The organism is Cobetia sp. MM1IDA2H-1 (genome assembly GCF_002916775.2).
GTDB lineage: Bacteria > Pseudomonadota > Gammaproteobacteria > Pseudomonadales > Halomonadaceae > Cobetia > Cobetia marina.
The window spans coordinates 4,005,364-4,023,283 of record NZ_CM133225.1; the positions used below are offsets into that span (position 1 = coordinate 4,005,364).

10 protein-coding genes, 4 tRNA genes and 3 rRNA genes are annotated in these 17,920 nt (G+C 59.0%); all 17 read right to left on the bottom strand.

Annotated elements, in window-relative coordinates:
- Positions 1 to 64: 64 nt before the first annotated feature.
- The 17 genes from rplL to BOH68_RS16935 all read right to left on the bottom strand — a co-directional run bounded on the left by rplL (position 65) and on the right by BOH68_RS16935 (position 17,881).
- Positions 65 to 433: a 50S ribosomal protein L7/L12 gene (gene rplL / locus BOH68_RS16855; protein WP_043334886.1), complete on the bottom strand. Its 369-nt coding sequence runs from the start codon at positions 431 to 433 to the stop codon at positions 65 to 67.
- 92 nt (positions 434 to 525) lie between these two features.
- Complete coding sequence (gene rplJ, locus BOH68_RS16860) at positions 526 to 1,035, bottom strand: 50S ribosomal protein L10 (protein ID WP_065392618.1); 510 nt, start codon at positions 1,033 to 1,035, stop codon at positions 526 to 528.
- A 261-nt stretch (positions 1,036 to 1,296) separates the two neighbouring features.
- The gene (gene rplA / locus BOH68_RS16865; protein ID WP_065392620.1) at positions 1,297 to 1,989 is read right to left on the bottom strand and encodes a 50S ribosomal protein L1; all 693 of its coding nucleotides are present in this window, start codon (positions 1,987 to 1,989) and stop codon (positions 1,297 to 1,299) included.
- Positions 1,990 to 1,991: 2 nt separating this feature from the next.
- Positions 1,992 to 2,423, bottom strand: coding sequence for a 50S ribosomal protein L11 (gene rplK / locus BOH68_RS16870; RefSeq protein ID WP_043334893.1), 432 nt, complete (start codon positions 2,421 to 2,423; stop codon positions 1,992 to 1,994).
- Between the two features lie 117 nt (positions 2,424 to 2,540).
- Positions 2,541 to 3,074 (bottom strand): transcription termination/antitermination protein NusG, encoded by a 534-nt coding sequence (nusG, locus tag BOH68_RS16875; protein WP_065392619.1) that lies wholly within the window; start codon positions 3,072 to 3,074, stop codon positions 2,541 to 2,543.
- A gap of 10 nt (positions 3,075 to 3,084) precedes the next feature.
- The gene (secE, locus tag BOH68_RS16880) at positions 3,085 to 3,453 is read right to left on the bottom strand and encodes a preprotein translocase subunit SecE (protein WP_043334897.1); all 369 of its coding nucleotides are present in this window, start codon (positions 3,451 to 3,453) and stop codon (positions 3,085 to 3,087) included.
- Between the two features lie 77 nt (positions 3,454 to 3,530).
- Positions 3,531 to 3,606: transfer RNA gene (locus BOH68_RS16885), tRNA-Trp, on the bottom strand.
- A gap of 163 nt (positions 3,607 to 3,769) precedes the next feature.
- Positions 3,770 to 3,844: transfer RNA gene (locus tag BOH68_RS16890), tRNA-Thr, on the bottom strand.
- 35 nt (positions 3,845 to 3,879) lie between these two features.
- A tRNA-Gly gene (locus BOH68_RS16895) sits at positions 3,880 to 3,953 on the bottom strand.
- 46 nt (positions 3,954 to 3,999) lie between these two features.
- A tRNA-Tyr gene (locus BOH68_RS16900) sits at positions 4,000 to 4,083 on the bottom strand.
- A gap of 111 nt (positions 4,084 to 4,194) precedes the next feature.
- A complete protein-coding gene (locus tag BOH68_RS16905; protein ID WP_077373339.1) occupies positions 4,195 to 5,034 on the bottom strand; it encodes a type III pantothenate kinase in 840 nt (279 codons plus the stop codon).
- Positions 5,031 to 6,011: a biotin--[acetyl-CoA-carboxylase] ligase gene (locus BOH68_RS16910; protein WP_077373336.1), complete on the bottom strand. Its 981-nt coding sequence runs from the start codon at positions 6,009 to 6,011 to the stop codon at positions 5,031 to 5,033. Before BOH68_RS16910 ends, BOH68_RS16905 begins: the two co-directional genes overlap by 4 nt.
- A gap of 91 nt (positions 6,012 to 6,102) precedes the next feature.
- A complete protein-coding gene (locus BOH68_RS16915) occupies positions 6,103 to 8,988 on the bottom strand; it encodes a DUF2339 domain-containing protein (RefSeq protein ID WP_170877363.1) in 2,886 nt (961 codons plus the stop codon).
- A gap of 516 nt (positions 8,989 to 9,504) precedes the next feature.
- Positions 9,505 to 9,620, bottom strand: a 5S ribosomal RNA gene (rrf, locus tag BOH68_RS16920).
- Positions 9,621 to 9,758: 138 nt separating this feature from the next.
- Positions 9,759 to 12,647, bottom strand: a 23S ribosomal RNA gene (locus BOH68_RS16925).
- 241 nt (positions 12,648 to 12,888) lie between these two features.
- Positions 12,889 to 14,429 (bottom strand): 16S ribosomal RNA (locus BOH68_RS16930).
- The 16S, 23S and 5S rRNA genes sit together here, the layout of an rRNA operon.
- Before the next feature lie 512 nt (positions 14,430 to 14,941).
- On the bottom strand, positions 14,942 to 17,881 hold the full coding sequence (locus tag BOH68_RS16935) for an FAD-binding and (Fe-S)-binding domain-containing protein (protein ID WP_077379975.1): 2,940 nt from the start codon (positions 17,879 to 17,881) through the stop codon (positions 14,942 to 14,944).
- Positions 17,882 to 17,920 lie beyond the last annotated feature (39 nt).

The following is a 17,920-nucleotide window of genomic DNA, read 5'->3' on the forward strand; positions in this document are numbered from 1 at the left end:
GGCTGGTGGCGGAGTCCGCCACCAGCCAGGAAGCTTACGCAGCGTGCGTAGCCTGGAACACGAGTTACTTGAGTTCCACGGACGCGCCAGCTTCTTCCAGCTTCTTCTTCGCTTCTTCAGCGTCTTCCTTGCTCACGCCTTCTTTCAGGGTGGCCGGAGCGCCGTCAACAGCTGCCTTGGCTTCTTTCAGGCCCAGGCCAGTCAGTTCGCGAACAGCCTTGATGACGTTGACTTTCTTGTCACCAGCAGCAGTCAGAACGATGTCGAACTCGGTCTGTTCTTCAGCGGCTTCACCTGCAGCGGCCGGGCCAGCAACGACGGCGGCAGCGGCAGAAACGCCGAACTTCTCTTCCATTGCTTCGATCAGCTCAGCCACTTCCATGACGGTCATGTCAGCGACGGCGTTGATGATGTCTTCTTTGGTCAGTGCCATTTTAGCAATCCTAAACTTTGCGGAGCAAAGATGCTCGGTCAAACGGAAATCGATTCAGGCTGCACGAGACAGCCAGGAGGAAGAAGCGACGCTTACGCGGCGGCTTCGGCTTCCTGCTTCTGATCGCGCAGTGCTGCGATAGTACGGACCAGCTTGCCTGCAGAAGCTTCCTTCATGACAGACAGCAGCTTGGACAGTGCTTCGTCGCGGGTCGGCAGAGATGCCAGACGGTCGATGTTGGCCGCCGGGATGAACTCGCCTTCGTAGGCCAGTGCCTTGACTTCGAATGCCTCGACCTTCTTGGCAAATTCCTTGAACAGACGAGCGCCAGCGCCCGGGTGTTCCATGGAGAATGCAAGCAGGGTCGGGCCGACGAAGGACTCGTTCAGCACCTCATAAGAGGTACCGGACAGCGCACGGCGAGCCAGGGTGTTGCGAACAACACGCAGCTGGACGCCCGCTTCGCGGCACTGCTTGCGCAATTCGGTCATTGCGCCAACAGTTACACCACGAGAGTCGGCAGCGACTACGGAGAGAGCACCCTTGGCGGTTTCGCTGACCTCAGCAACAATTGCCTTCTTGTCTTCGAGACCTAAAGCCACGGTGTTGACTCCATTTCGTGCCGGGGAACGAATTCCCCAGTGGTTTACCATCTCTCTCACCTGAACTGCGCGGGAGAGTCTTGGAGGATGGCTGCCACCAGCGAGGCTGGGACACCATCTGCGCAGGCTGCGCGCGATGCAGGCATCACGTCGCGATTAAGCCAGCCCTGCCACCGAAGCGACAAGGCTGGCACCTGCGGTCTTTGACGGCGCCCCGCGGCTGAGCACGGGGACCGCAAAGTGAAACATTCTGTGACTGCCTTACGCGTACTTGGCGTGATCGACGGTCAGACCCGGGCCCATGGTGCTGGACAGGGTGATCTTCTTCAGGTAGATACCTTTGGAAGTGCTCGGCTTCAGCTTCTTCACTTCGGCGACCAGGGCGTCGATGTTACCCTGAATCGCGTCTGCACTGAAGTCGATCTTGCCGATACCGGCGTGAATGATGCCGTTCTTGTCAGTACGGAAACGCACCTGACCTGCCTTGGCATTCTTCACGGCAGTCGCGACGTCCGGCGTCACGGTACCGACTTTCGGGTTCGGCATCAGGCCGCGCGGGCCGAGGATCTGACCCAGCTGACCGACGACGCGCATGGCGTCCGGAGAAGCGATGACGACGTCGAAGTCCATCACGCCTTTCTTGACCTGCTCAGCAAGATCGTCCATGCCGACGACGTCTGCACCGGCTTCCTTCGCTGCTTCAGCGTTGGCGCCCTGGGTGAAGACAGCGACACGCACGTCGTTACCGGTGCCGTTCGGCATGACGGTAGCGCCGCGAACGACCTGGTCGGATTTACGCGGATCGACACCCAGGTTCAGAGAAACTTCAACAGTCTCCTTGAACTTGACGGTGGACAGCTCGGACAGCAGGGCGACAGCTTCTTCGACGCTGTAGACCTTGCCGGATTCGACTTTTGCGTTGATCGCCTGGGCGCGCTTTGAAATCTTGGCCATGATCAAAGACCCTCCACGTTCAGGCCCATGCTACGGGCAGTACCGGCGATGGTGCGAACAGCAGCGTCCAGATTGGAAGCTGTCAGATCCGGTTCCTTGGTGGTCGCGATCTCTTCGAGCTGAGCGCGAGTCACGGTACCGACCTTCTTCTTGTTCGGCTCGCCAGAACCGGACTTCAGACCAGCAGCCTTCAGCAGCAGGACGGCGGCAGGCGGCGTCTTGGTGACGAAGGTGAAGCTGCGGTCGGAATACACGGTGATGACCACAGGAGTCGGGAGGCCCGGCTCGACGTTCTGGGTAGCGGCGTTGAACGCTTTACAGAACTCCATGATGTTGACACCGTGCTGACCGAGGGCAGGACCCACGGGCGGGCTCGGGTTAGCTTTACCGGCTGCGACCTGCAGCTTGATGTAAGCCTGTACTTTCTTGGCCATGATAGGACTCCATTTTGGGTGGTAGCGCCTTGCGGCTCCCCGTGAAACCGGGCCGCCTCAGGCGACCCGTCGTGTTGCCGTGATGCTCGTATCCAGACAGGAAAGGTGATCCAGAGATCAGTCCTTCTCGACCTGCGAGAACTCGAGCTCCACTGGCGTGGCACGCCCAAAGATCAGCACGCTGACCTGCAGACGGCTCTTTTCGTAATTCACTTCTTCGACGACGCCATTGAAATCGGCGAAAGGACCGTCGGTGACGCGCACTGTCTCGCCCGGCTCGAAGAGAGTCTTCGGACGCGGCTTGTCAGTACCGTCCTGAACGCGACGCAACATGGCGTCGGCTTCTTTCTGGGTGATCGCAGCCGGCTTCTCCGGCGTGCCACCGATGAACCCCATGACGCGCGGGGTTTCATTCACCAGGTGCCAGGACTGATCATTCATGTCCATCTCGACCAGCACGTAGCCTGGATAGAACTTGCGCTCACTCTTGCGGCGCTTGCCGTCACGCATCTCGACGATTTCTTCCACAGGCACCAGGATCTCACCGAAGTGTTCTTCCATGGCATACAGCTTCACACGCTCATTCAGGGAGCGCATGACCTGCTTTTCGAAACCGGAATAGGCGTGTATGACATACCAACGCTTGGACATGGAAACTCCGTTAACTGACGATGCCGGACATCAGCCAGCCGAGGGTGGTATCGATGAGCCATAGCAACAGGCCCACGATAAGCACGGCACCCAGCACGATGGCAGTTGTCTGGACAGTTTCCTGTCGGGTCGGCCAAACGACGCGCTGGATCTCGCGGCGCGCACTGCTTGCCAGCTCGACGACATCACGACCCTTGTTGGTCGTGATGGCCAGAGCAGCCGCTGCAACGCCAAGCACGACGACGCCAAGCACGCGATAAAGCAGCGCTTGGTCAGCAAAATAGGCGTTGCCGGCAACAGCCAGCACAAGAAGAATGACAACGACCGACCACTTGAATCCGTCGTGGCGCGCTTCCTGCACCTCGGCGTTCTGTTTCATCAAAGAGACTCCTCAAGGGTGCAGCGATCGCTAGAATCGAGAATCGGTAAGAAGTCGAATACCATCCTGGGGAAGGATGGCAGGCCAGGAGGGAATCGAACCCCCAACCTGCGGTTTTGGAGACCGCTGCTCTGCCAATTGAGCTACTGGCCTGTAACACTTGCGTGTTCCAGAGACTAAAAACAAGGCTGAATTAACAGCGGGCGCCATCATAGCTGAGACAACCCATACTGACAAGCCTTATCTTTGACCGCGACCTGGGAGGTCGTCGGAAACGAAAAAGACGAGCCAAACTGCGACTCGCCTTTCCGTTGTATGGAGCTCGTGGGCGGATTTGAACCGCCGACCTCACCCTTACCAAGGGTGTGCTCTACCCCTGAGCTACACGAGCAAAACCTTTGCGCAATCTCGTCAGACGAGATGAACTGGAGCGGGCAGCGGGAATCGAACCCGCGTCATCAGCTTGGAAGGCTGAGGTTCTACCATTAAACTATGCCCGCTTTCCAACTCTTGCTGCCCAGATGAATATGCCATCATGAGCGAATCTGGTGGTGGGGGAAGGATTCGAACCTTCGAAGCTTTCGCGGCAGATTTACAGTCTGCTCCCTTTGGCCACTCGGGAACCCCACCTCTTCTATGGCGACAAATCTTACGTCGCTTGGGATACGCTGTCAAGTGCTTGATTTCTTTTGACTTCAAGCGCTTGAGGGAATGTATCTCCTCAGAACGGGGCGTAGTATGTCAAAGCATCTGGGTAAGTGCAAGCCCTGAGCGAAGTTTTTCCAGATCAGCAACGCGCGGCTGCTCCGGCGCGCCTGACAGGCGTCCGGCACGCTCCGCCGCTGTCAGCGGGAAAAGCGCCTCGAGACCGGCATAGACCATGTCCGGCCATAATGCATGAGGAACCCGCAGGCCTCTCGCTACCACGCGTGCATCCCCTCCGGTCAGCAACAGCGGCAGCGCGACCCCCTCACGATCACACACCTCGGCATACAACCGATTGACGGCACTGACCGCCGCCATGTAGATCCCGTGATTGACCGCCTCCACCGTATTGCGTCCCGGCGCCAGCAGGCTGTCCACCTCACTGTCCGGGTCGATGGCCACGTTGCGCGTCCCCAGCTTGAGGCTCTCCTTCATCAGGCGTAGCCCGGGAATGATATAGCCCCCGAGATGCTTCCCGCCCGGCAACACGAAGTCCACGGTAATGGCGCTTCCACAGTCCACACTGCAACATCCGCCGGTCAGATGATGCCCGGCAAGCGCACCAAGCCAGCGATCCACCCCCAATCGCTGCGGCTCTTCATACCCGCAGGTGACCCCCAGCGCCTCACGTGTCGAGCGTGCCACATGCACTGCCCCGACCTGCTTGCGCAGCAGCTCGACGGTCTCATCCAATACCTGCTTGCGCGCCACGCTGGAAATGCGCACTGCCGTGACGACGTCCAGATCGGGAATATCCTCCCCTGGACGCCACTCTTCACGTGTCCATACTGCGCCGCGTGAGCGGATCTCGCTGGAGACAGTGTCCTTGAGACGCCACTTGGACAAGGTGTTGCCGATATCAAGATCCAGAATCATGAGACAGCGCGCAGACTGATCTCGCCACCGGCGAGTGTGATGGTTTCGCCATTCATGCGCACCTCGAGATTTCCGTTGATATCCACACCTTCAGCGATGGCTTCCTCCCGCTTGTCGCCTCGCAGAATCACCACATCGCGCCCCTTGAACGCATTGCGCTCATTCCAGCGCTGCTGCCAGGCAGAGAACCCTTCAGCTTCGAACTCAGGCAACAGGGCCAGCAGCGACTCCATCAGGCGAGCCGCATAAGCGTTGCGTGAAGCGCCCGGGATGATGTCACGTACCGCCGCGACCGATTGCCCGATATCCTCGCGATGACTCGCCGGCAACTCGATGTTCAACCCGATACCGATCACGACATCACAAGGCCCGGAGACATCACCTGTCACCTCGACCAGAATGCCGGCAATCTTCGGCTGGTCCTTCTGTATCTGAAGCAGGACATCATTCGGCCACTTCAGGCGCGCAGGCAACCCATCCGCCTCCAGCACCTCGGCGACTGCCACGCCGATCGCCAGGCTCAAGCCTTCCAGTGACGCGGCACCTGACTCGAAGCGCCAACCAAGTGAGAAGACCAGGCTGCGGCCCCATGGCGTCTGCCACTCGCGACCACGACGACCCCGCCCGGCAGACTGCACCTCAGCCAGGCAGACCTCTGCATGACCCGCTCCCTGGCGAAAGCGCTCACGGATGAAGGTATTGGTGGAATCCAGCGATTCCTCGATGAACAGGCGCTTCAGGTGCTTGCGAGTCTCGCGTGGCAGCGCTTCGATGATCCGCTGTCCATCAAGCAACTCGATAGGGTTGGCCAGTCGATAGCCCAACCCCTTCACAGCCTCAAGCGGGATATCAAGCGCCTCAAGTTTCTTGAGCTGCTTCCAGACCGCCGTACGCGACACCCCGAGCTCTTCGCCCAGGGCCTCTCCGGAGTGGTAGTCACCATCTCCGAGCAGGCGAATGAGATCACGGATGGTCATGCGGGGAGCGTCCCTGTGCAAAAGGGCACATTCTATCGGATTCATGGGCTTGCGAGCCAAGAACAACGACCAAAGTTCGGGGGCTTTTCACTCATTCCTGCTCCTCCCTTCGCGTACCGGCCCCTGCCAGGCGCTTGAACAACGCTGACAGCAGCATCAGCACGGTTCCAAGCCCGAGCCATGACCCCACTCGCCACAGGCCATCCAGAGTCGCCGTGTCCCAGAGTCCAACCTTGAGAATCGTCACGACCAACAGCCCCTGTCCGACGCGCTGCCAGTGCGGTTGCCCCATTCTGGCACCGCCGATCACGAGACTCGCCGCAATGGCTAGCAAGGCGAGACTATAGGCATAAAGCTCCGCCTGCTCGACCCCGTGCCAGAGCCCGAGCGCCCCACCATGCCAGACATGGCGCAAGCTGAGCCCGATCCATAGCCCGACAGCCAGCAGTCCCACCACCTCGCAGAGACGACGCAGCAAGGCAGCATGCCGCGAAAGACGCCATACCAGGGCGGCTCCCAGCGCCGGCAGCGCATAAGCGGGCAATAGCCAGTTCAACAATGGCCAGCGACCGACATCACCGTCCTGCCACAGCGGATTGAATGCCAGAACGATGCCGGCAAGCCAGATGATTCCTGCCAGGCCGCCCACGACGGAGGCCAGCAGGCGGTATAGCGCGACATTCGTCGCCGAACCACGCCCGCGCCAGGCATAGCCCGCCGCCACACCAGCGAGCGCCAACACCTGCAGGGAGAGTTCCGCCAGTGAAAGAGGGCCGGAGAAAGGCTGACCGTCTGTCAGCAGATAACGAATCTCCAGCACTGTCGTGGCGAGCGCAAGCTGAACCACGCCCCCTTCCAGCCAGCGCTGGATAGACTTGCGGTGACGCATGCCATGACTGCTGAGGGCGACACAGACAAGCACCGGCAGAAAGACCTGCAACGGCCAGTGACTGATGTCGTCATACGTGCCAGTGACGACACCCCAGGCCAGACGCAGGGCCAACCCCCAGGCAAGCAGGCGCGCCAACTCGGCAAACAGGGAGCGTCCGGCGCCATCCTCATCAGCCTGGAGTCGCCACCAACGCCACTCACACCCCGTCAACCCAAGCAGTTGCAATGCCAACGCCAATGTCAGCGATGGTCCATCAAGCGCGATCACCAGCGCCAGCGCAATCCCGAATTGAGCGGGCAGCCACAAGCCGGCAGCCAGACGCACTCCTTCTCGCGAATGGAAACGGTTGGCGCCAACCCAACATACCAGCCCCCAGATCAAGGGTGGCATGGCGGTGTTCAGCCATGGGGCCGCTCCACCCCCCGCCTCGACAGGGATGGTGCCGTTCCAGACGGCCAGCCCCCACGCGACCAGCGGTACCAGAGTCGCCATGGCCCACCAGCAGGCAGACAGCATGTGCGCCTGCTTGGCAGGTGCCTGCGAGGCCTGCGGTTTCCAGCAGGCAAGGCCAACCAACCCGACACACAGCGCCATCGGCCCTGTCATCACCCAGATCCCGCTCGCCGTCAGTGGGCTCCATCCCCATGCCAACAACCAGAACGCTACCGCCCCCACCATCATCGACCAGCTAGCCGCCATGTGTCGTGCGGTCCATCCCGTGACCCACAGCAGCAGGACACTCGGCAACCAGTCACCGGGCGCGATGTCATTGGCAGCCTCCAGCCCCCCAACATGGGGCAGCAACAGGCTCATGGTATTGACGGCCCCCAGCAGCAGACCCGCGATCCAATGACGCTGCACCCGCGGGGTGGCACGCCATGGCCACCAGGTCATGGCCTCCCCCGTGGCACTCACGCCACCCTGCGCGCCATCTGCCACCACCCGGCCTTCGGATCGTCCAGACTCGTCTCGCCAGGTATGGAGGTACGCAATAGCCAACAGGCACAACCAGAGACCCACAAGTCCGCGCTCCAGCTCGCCTGAGACAGGTCGCAGATCAACAGTTCCCGCCTCCAGGGGGAGCAGCGCCATCCACCATAGCAAGGCACCGCACAATCCCCCCCAATACAGCCAGTTCAGTCCGATCTTCCGGTGCAGAAGGCGGCATGCCAGGGCGATGACCCCTAGATGCCCCAGCAGCATCAGGCTGGCGGCTCCTCCCAACTGTGCCTGAAGGGGCAAGGCAAGCGGGAGGGCGTAACCACCTAGCATGCCCAGCGCGGCCAGCCATGGGCCATGATGGCGGGCACGCTCCAGCGTCCACAGACTCAGCAGAGCCAACAGCACGAAGGTGACGAGTGGAGAAGCCAACGACAGCAGGTAGTGACCGGCCAATAGACTTGCTGCGGTGACCAGACTTCCCGCACCACTCACGGCTCCGGTCAAGCTGGGAGATTGCGTCGTGCGCCATCGTAGCCATTCAGCCAGCACGATCATGCCGATGCCGAAGCCCAGCCCCAGCGCCAGTCGCATGCCCGGCCCCAGCAGCCCCTGCTCAAAGGAGTAACCCACCAGCATCACGCCCGCCATGACCAGAGACAGGGCACCGACAAGTATCATCCAGTGCTCGCGCATTACCGCGAAGCTCCGCGCCATGGGGGTGCCACCGGCGCGCTCCGTGCTGCCGGTCTCACGCCCCTCCCCCCTGGGCCTGCCAGACGCGCCATGCAGCAAGCGTGTCCATAGCGACTCGAGCAGCTTCACGGGAGCGGCGCCTGCATCCGCATCCGTCTGATGAGAGGATGCCTCGTCAATAGGACTTCGGCTCGCTGCGGCCTTCTTCCCATCAGGTGACAAGCCCCCCTCGGCATCGTCAGTCGTGGTAGAGCCATCATTCGACTTATCCACACCCTGACGCCTGGAGGTGCTGTGTATAAGCTGTGGCCCGACCTCTCGCAGCTGTGCTTCCAGCTTGAGAACACGCTGCTCCAGCCCCTTGATCTTGAGCAGACTGAGCCAACCCGTCAGCGCCCCACCGATGACCAGAACCGCAAACACGGCACCGACCACGATCAACTCGTCCATTGCCTTCCCTGTCATCAAAGAGATATGCCTAGAGACTACGGCATTTTGATCGTCGGCTCATGCCACGAGGGGCAAAGCACCGTCTTTGCACAATCAAGGTCAACCCACGAAAAAGCCCGACTCCAGAAGGAATCGGGCTTCACGTCGAGGCGACAGGGAGAGAACTCTCGTATGGATGACTCAGCGGGGTGCACGCCACCCCGATCTGCATATCACTTTCCTGCGCACCACTTTTTCCTACGCACAAAGAGAACCGCCCCTGCAGCTGGGCTGCAGGGGCGGTTCAGTATAAGTGCCTGACGAGGATCGGGGCGGCCATCCGCTACTCTTACAGGGAGAAACGCTACCCTAGGGACGCGTGACCTTTTCTCATCGCGTGTTCCCAGCACGCCCGGCTCAGCACTCTTTACTCAACGCAGCTTTTGTCTCGCACATGACTCTTGCCGAGCATCACTTTTTCCGTGCACAAAGAGAACCGCCCCTGCAGCAAGGCTACAGGGGCGGTTCGGTATAAGTGCCTGACGATGACCTACTCTCACATGGAGAAACTCCACACTACCATCGGCGCTAAGCGGTTTCACTTCCGAGTTCGGCATGGGATCGGGTGGTTCACGCTCGCTATGGTCGTCAGGCGAAACGGTGGCACCTTGCGGTGCCTGAGTCTCGAGGCTTGTGGCCTCGCGACTCGCAATATGAATCATGCTGACCGATATGTCGTCGATCCTGTCGCAATCCCGGCGGTTTGCCGTAGCAAACCCCTTGGGTGTTATATGGTCAAGCCTCACGGGCAATTAGTACTGGTTAGCTCAACACATTGCTGTGCTTCCACACCCAGCCTATCAACCTTGTAGTCTTCAAGGGCCCTTCAGGAGGCGCAAGGCCTCAGGGAAGTCTCATCTTGAAGGGGGCTTCCCGCTTAGATGCTTTCAGCGGTTATCCCGTCCGAACGTAGCTACCGGGCAATGCCATTGGCATGACAACCCGAACACCAGAGGTTCGTCCACTCCGGTCCTCTCGTACTAGGAGCAGCTCTTCTCAAACTTCCGACGCCCACGGCAGATAGGGACCGAACTGTCTCACGACGTTCTAAACCCAGCTCGCGTACCACTTTAAATGGCGAACAGCCATACCCTTGGGACCGACTTCAGCCCCAGGATGTGATGAGCCGACATCGAGGTGCCAAACACCGCCGTCGATGTGAACTCTTGGGCGGTATCAGCCTGTTATCCCCGGAGTACCTTTTATCCGTTGAGCGATGGCCCTTCCATACAGAACCACCGGATCACTAGAACCTACTTTCGTACCTGCTCGACGTGTCTGTCTCGCAGTCAAGCACCCTTATGCTCTTGCACTCAATGCACGATTTCCAACCGTGCTGAGGGTACCTTCGTGCTCCTCCGTTACTCTTTAGGAGGAGACCGCCCCAGTCAAACTACCCACCATACACTGTCCTCGATCCGGATAACGGACCTGAGTTAGAACGCCAATGATGTCAGGCTGGTATTTCAAGGTTGGCTCCACCGCATCTGGCGACGTGGTTTCAAAGCCTCCCAGCTATCCTACACAGACAACATCAGCATCCAGTGTAAAGCTATAGTAAAGGTTCACGGGGTCTTTCCGTCTAGCCGCGGGTACACAGCATCTTCACTGCGATTTCAATTTCACTGAGTCTCGGGTGGAGACAGCGTGGCCATCATTACGCCATTCGTGCAGGTCGGAACTTACCCGACAAGGAATTTCGCTACCTTAGGACCGTTATAGTTACGGCCGCCGTTTACCGGGGCTTCGATCAAGAGCTTCGGACGAATCCTAACCCCATCAATTAACCTTCCGGCACCGGGCAGGCGTCACACCCTATACGTCCGCTTGCGCGTTTGCAGAGTGCTGTGTTTTTAATAAACAGTTGCAGCCACCTGGTATCTTCGACCGGTAAGAGCTTACGGAGCAAGTCCTTCACTCGAACCGGTGCACCTTCTCCCGAAGTTACGGTGCCATTTTGCCTAGTTCCTTCACCCGAGTTCTCTCAAGCGCCTTGGTATTCTCTACCTGACCACCTGTGTCGGTTTGGGGTACGGTCGCATGTGATCTGAAGCTTAGAGGCTTTTCCTGGAAGCGTGGCATCGATGACTTCCTGACCGTAGTCAGTTCGTCTCGCATCTCGACCTCAGAGGAACCGGATTTGCCTGATTCCTCGGCCTACATGCTTTCACCAGGACAACCAACGCCTGGCTCACCTAGCCTTCTTCGTCCCCCCATCGCAACCACATCCGGTACGGGAATATTAACCCGTTTCCCATCGACTACGCGTTTCCGCCTCGCCTTAGGGGCCGACTCACTCTGCTCCGATTAACGTAGAACAGAAAACCTTGGTCTTCCGGCGGGGGAGTTTTTCACTCCCCTTATCGTTACTCATGTCAGCATTCGCACTCGTGATACCTCCAGCAGACTTCTCAATCCACCTTCATTGGCTTACACGACGCTCCTCTACCGCTCATCCATAAGGATGAACCCGTAGCTTCGGTACCTGATTTAGCCCCGTTATATCTTCCGCGCAGGCCGACTCGACTAGTGAGCTATTACGCTTTCTTTAAAGGATGGCTGCTTCTAAGCCAACCTCCTAGCTGTCTGAGCCTTCCCACATCGTTTCCCACTTAATCAGGATTTTGGGACCTTAGCTGACGGTCTGGGTTGTTTCCCTTTTCACAACGGACGTTAGCACCCGCTGTGTGTCTCCCACGCTGCACTCACTGGTATTCGGAGTTTGCCTCGGGTTGGTAAGTCGGGATGACCCCCTAGCCGAAACAGTGCTCTACCCCCAGCGGTGATACGTGAGGCGCTACCTAAATAGCTTTCGAGGAGAACCAGCTATCTCCGGGCTTGATTAGCCTTTCACTCCGATCCACAGCTCATCCCAGCATTTTTCAACATACTTGGGTTCGGGCCTCCAATTGATGTTACTCAATCTTCACCCTGGCCATGGATAGATCGCCCGGTTTCGGGTCTATACCCTGCGACTGGTCGCCCAGTTAAGACTCGCTTTCGCTACGCCTCCCCTATACGGTTAAGCTCGCCACAGAATATAAGTCGCTGACCCATTATACAAAAGGTACGCGGTCACACCACGAAGGTGCTCCCACTGCTTGTACGCATACGGTTTCAGGATCTATTTCACTCCCCTCGCCGGGGTTCTTTTCGCCTTTCCCTCACGGTACTGGTTCACTATCGGTCAGCCAGGAGTATTTAGCCTTGGAGGATGGTCCCCCCATGTTCAGTCAAGGTTTCTCGTGCCCCGACCTACTCGATTTCACGATACTCAGACTTCGACTACGGGACTATCACCCTGTATCGTCAAGCTTCCCAGCTTGTTCGTCTGTCAGTTGTATCGCTTAAGGGCTGGTCCCCGTTCGCTCGCCGCTACTTGGGGAATCTCGGTTGATTTCTTTTCCTCCGGGTACTTAGATGTTTCAGTTCCCCGGGTTTGCCTCTATAGGTTATGTATTGGCCTATAGATACTCACCTGATGGTGAGTGGGTTTCCCCATTCGGAAATCGTTGGGTCGCAGGGTATTTGCCACCTCGCCAACGCTTATCGCAGGCTATCACGTCCTTCATCGCCTCTGGCTGCCAAGGCATCCACCGTATGCGCTTAATCGCTTGACCATATAACCCCAAGGGGTCTGTCAAGGATTACGAATCTGTCGGACCTCTCCGACATATCGTTTGATGGAGATGTGCTTGGCGCACATTCCATCGTCAGCATGATTCACATTGTTAAAGAGCGGCTGTTCAGAGAACAGTGAGAAGCGCGCTCTGTTGAGCACGCTTGCCACTGCCGGCTAAGCCAGCAATAAGATCAGGTAATTCGTTGTGAGCACTTGCCGCGAGCGGTAGACAGTGTCGATAAGGAGGTGATCCAGCCCCAGGTTCCCCTAGGGCTACCTTGTTACGACTTCACCCCAGTCATGAACCACACCGTGGTGATCGCCCTCCCGAAGGTTAGGCTAACCACTTCTGGTGCAGTCCACTCCCATGGTGTGACGGGCGGTGTGTACAAGGCCCGGGAACGTATTCACCGTGGCATTCTGATCCACGATTACTAGCGATTCCGACTTCATGGAGTCGAGTTGCAGACTCCAATCCGGACTGAGGCAAGCTTTATGGGATTGGCTCCACGTCGCCGTATTGCAACCCTTTGTACTTGCCATTGTAGCACGTGTGTAGCCCTACCCGTAAGGGCCATGATGACTTGACGTCGTCCCCACCTTCCTCCGGTTTGTCACCGGCAGTCTCCTTAGAGTTCCCGACATTACTCGCTGGCAAATAAGGATAGGGGTTGCGCTCGTTACGGGACTTAACCCAACATTTCACAACACGAGCTGACGACAGCCATGCAGCACCTGTCTCAGAGTTCCCGAAGGCACCAATCCATCTCTGGAAAGTCCTCTGGATGTCAAGGGTAGGTAAGGTTCTTCGCGTTGCATCGAATTAAACCACATGCTCCACCGCTTGTGCGGGCCCCCGTCAATTCATTTGAGTTTTAACCTTGCGGCCGTACTCCCCAGGCGGTCAACTTATTGCGTTAGCTGCGCCACTAAGTCCTCAAGGGACCCAACGGCTAGTTGACATCGTTTACGGCGTGGACTACCAGGGTATCTAATCCTGTTTGCTACCCACGCTTTCGCACCTCAGTGTCAGTGTCAGTCCAGAAGGCCGCCTTCGCCACTGGTATTCCTCCCGATCTCTACGCATTTCACCGCTACACCGGGAATTCTACCTTCCTCTCCTGCACTCTAGCCAAGCAGTTCCAGATGCCGTTCCCAGGTTGAGCCCGGGGCTTTCACACCTGGCTGACTTAGCCACCTACGCGCGCTTTACGCCCAGTAATTCCGATTAACGCTTGCACCCTCCGTATTACCGCGGCTGCTGGCACGGAGTTAGCCGGTGCTTCTTCTGCGAGTGATGTCTTTCCTCGGGAGTATTAATCCCGAAGCGTTCTTCCTCGCTGAAAGTGCTTTACAACCCGAAGGCCTTCTTCACACACGCGGCATGGCTGGATCAGGCTTTCGCCCATTGTCCAATATTCCCCACTGCTGCCTCCCGTAGGAGTCTGGGCCGTGTCTCAGTCCCAGTGTGGCTGATCATCCTCTCAGACCAGCTACGGATCGTCGCCTTGGTGAGCCGTTACCTCACCAACAAGCTAATCCGACATGGGCTCATCCGATAGCGCAAGGTCCGAAGATCCCCTGCTTTCTCCCGTAGGACGTATGCGGTATTAGCCTGAGTTTCCCCAGGTTGTCCCCCACTATCGGGCAGATTCCCATGCATTACTCACCCGTCCGCCGCTCGACGCCTTCTAGCAAGCTAGAATCGTTTCCGCTCGACTTGCATGTGTTAAGCCTGCCGCCAGCGTTCAATCTGAGCCATGATCAAACTCTTCAGTTGAAAGCTTGATAGTCTGTTAAGCAGACCAAACTTGGTTCAGAGTCAAACTTCTCGTGAGAGGCTTGCTCCGATATTTGGTGACCTTGTCACCACTCATCGGCAAGCGCTCACACGAATTACCTGATCAAATTTTTAAAGAGCGTCGCTGTTAAGCGAGGAGGCATATTCTATCCGGAACGCTTGAGAAGTCAAGCACTTGATGATGAGTCAGTCGACTGCCTCTAAGCATCATCCAGCGGTGAGGAGCGTTGCTCGATCACCTGTTCCGTAAGGAGTGCGGCGTATTCTAGCGAATCGCCCGGGATTGTCAATCGATGATTTGGAAGCGTACTTCAAAAACATCAAACAAAACAACCACCTGCAAACCTCTTTCACCGCTGGTAACGCCATGCGTCCCCGGCAGCGGATGCGTACTTTACGCACGATCCGGGCTGAGCACAAGGGCTTTTTCAAGAGATTGTCATCACGCTGTCACGGAGCGTCACACTCCCTCTTCTCCCTATCCTTGCCCTCTATCCTTGCCTTGATGCCGAGGCACGATCCACCAGGCCAAGAATCGACTGATAACTGAGCCCTGAGTGCTCACTCAACCCTATCTCACAGGTGCGCGAGTTTGAGACACCATAGTCACAGTCGGCGACCACGTCCTTCAGCCCTTTCAGCGCCGAAGCATTGAGCTCCGGTGTCGCGAAGCCCTTGTCTCCCGCGAAACCACAGCAGGTGATCTCTTCCGGCACGACGATCTCGGTCGCACACTGGCGCGCCAGTGCCACGAAACGCTCCGCCAAGCCCATGCGAACACTGGAGCAGGTGACATGCACCGCGACTCTTGCCTTGAGCGGCGTGATCGAGAGGTGTGGCAATAGATAGTCGAGCACCAGCTGCACCGGCTCGACCAGCGTGAGTGATACCTCGAGATGTTCACGTGCGTAGGCCTGTGCCTGGGCGAGACACGGGCTGGTATCACAGAAGATCGGCAGACGCCCGCCATCGCTCGCTTCCACCAGCGCGGCTGCCAACTCGGCGGCCTTGGCATCCCCGGCCTCGAACTGGCCCTTGGACTGGAAGGCCATTCCGCAGCACAGAGCATCCACTCCCTTGGGCAGAACGACTTCGAATCCCGCCTTGTCCATCAGGGCCAGCGCCATCTCGGTGGCGCTGCGCGGATCGATGTCGTCAGTGGCGACCCCGAAGACACGCGTGGCACAGGACGGAAAATAGACGACATGCCCATTGGGCGTCTCGTTGCACCCCAATGGCTGCGCCAGACGCTTGAGATAGGGGCGCGGAGCGGCGCCTGGCATGCTGGGGGTCCATTGCTGCACCCTGTCGCCGGAGACCTTGCGTGCGGCCTGAGTCAGCCGTCGCATGTTGCGCGTACCGACCACACCATGCAGCCCATCTGCCAGGCGCAAGACACCGCGCATGCCACTGGTGACATGGGTGAAGTGCTCGCCGGCCCAGTGCGCCACCTTCACCTTGCCCGGATGATCGGCACCGGCGTTCTCCTCGTGGCGCAGACCGCGGATCAGATCCCCGGTATTGATGCCGACCGGACACTGGGTCGCACACAGACCATCTCCCGCGCAGGTCTCCATGCCTTGATAGGCGTAATTCTTCTTGAGCGCCGCCAGCTGAGCGCGCTGCTCTTCCGTCGGTATATCGAGGGCGGCGAGTCGTGCGATCTCACGCCGGATGACGATGCGCTGACGTGGAGTGAGGCTGAGATTCTTCGACGGACAGACCGACTCGCAGAATCCGCACTCGATGCAGCGATCCACCAGCGGGTCTGCTGCCGGGAGAGGCTTGAGGTTCTCCAGATGCAGACGGGAATTGCGCGTCAGGATGACTTCCGGATTGAGCAGATTGTCCGGGTCGAAAGCCTCCTTGATACGCCACATCAGGGCGTAGGCCTCCTTGCCCCACTCAAGCTCTACATAAGGTGCCATATTGCGACCGGTGCCATGCTCGGCCTTGAGCGAACCACCGTACTCCTGCCCCACCAGCCGTGCGACGTCATCCATCAATGCCTGATAGCGCTCCACCTCGCCTTCACGCTCGAAGCCCTGCGGGAAGACGAAATGCAGGTTGCCTTCCAGGGCGTGGCCGAACAGGATCGCCTGAGAGTAGCCATGACGCTGGAAGACCTCCGTCAGCGCCCCGACCCCTTCCGCCAGCCGCTCGATGGGGAAGGCGACATCCTCGATGATCACGGTGGTCCCCAGGTCCCGTACCGCACCGACCGCCGGAAACAGCCCCTTGCGGATCTTCCAGTACAACGCATAGCGCTGCGCATCCTGGGTGAAGGCCCACGCTTCACAGGTCTCGATGCCTTCCAGCACGCGGGCGACCTCCGCCATGCGCGCCTCCAGCTCCTGCTGATGCGCGCCGCGCACATCCACCAGCAGCGCGACCGCCGCTTCCGGCAGGGTGCGCAGCACCTCCGGCATGCCCGGCGCGTCCTCGACGGAGCGCAGCGCCGCGCGGTCCATCAGCTCCACCGCCGCGACCGGCGCCGTCTTGAGCAGCATGGTGGCGCGACAGGCCGCATCGATGTTCGGGTAGTAGACCAGCGCCGCCGCCTTGTGCGACTCCTCGATCACCGTGCGATAGGTGATCGAGGCGATGAAGCCCAGCGTGCCTTCCGAGCCGATCATCAGATGCTTGAGGATCTCGAGACCATCGGCATAGTCGACCAGCGCATTGAGGCTGTAGCCGGTCGTGTTCTTGAGGCGGTACTTGTGGCGGATGCGCTCCGCCAGTTCAGGGTCCGCCCGCACATCGCAGGCCATCCTTTCCAACGCTGCCAGCAGGCCAGCGTGGCTTGCACGGAAGGCCTGTACGCTCTTCGGCACCGCCGTATCCAGGCAGGTGCCATCGGCGAGAATGACGCGAATGTCCTCCACGGTGCGATAACTGTTGTGTGCCGTGCCGCAGCACATGCCGGAGGCGTTGTTGGCCGCGATGCCACCGATCATGCAGCTGTTGATGGAGGCCGGGTCCGGGCCGATCTTGCGCCCGAAGGGGGCCAGCAATTGATTGGCACGCGCGCCGATCACCCCCGGCTGCAGGCGGATACGACTGCCCTGTTCCAGCACCTGCGCCCCACGCCACTCACCGCCCAGCTGGATGAGCACCGAATCCGTCAGCGCCTGACCGGACAGCGACGTCCCGGCCGCCCGGAAGGTTACCGGCAGCTTGCGCGCTCGGCACTCGCGCAGCACATGTCCCAGCTCCTGCTCGTCATGCACGCGCACCACCAGCTGCGGTACCAGGCGATAGAAGCTGGCATCCGTGCCGTAGGCCAGCGTCCGCAACGCGTCATGAATCAAGCGCTCAGCGGGAAGGTGCAATGCCAGCGCCTCGCGCAATGCCAGATAGGCAGCTGCACGCTCAGTCGCCGATGGGGTCTCGCTCAAGGCATCTCGTGCAATGGCGTCAGGAGCAGTCATGGCCAATCTCTTTTTGAAAAAACGGTGTGGATGTCAGTC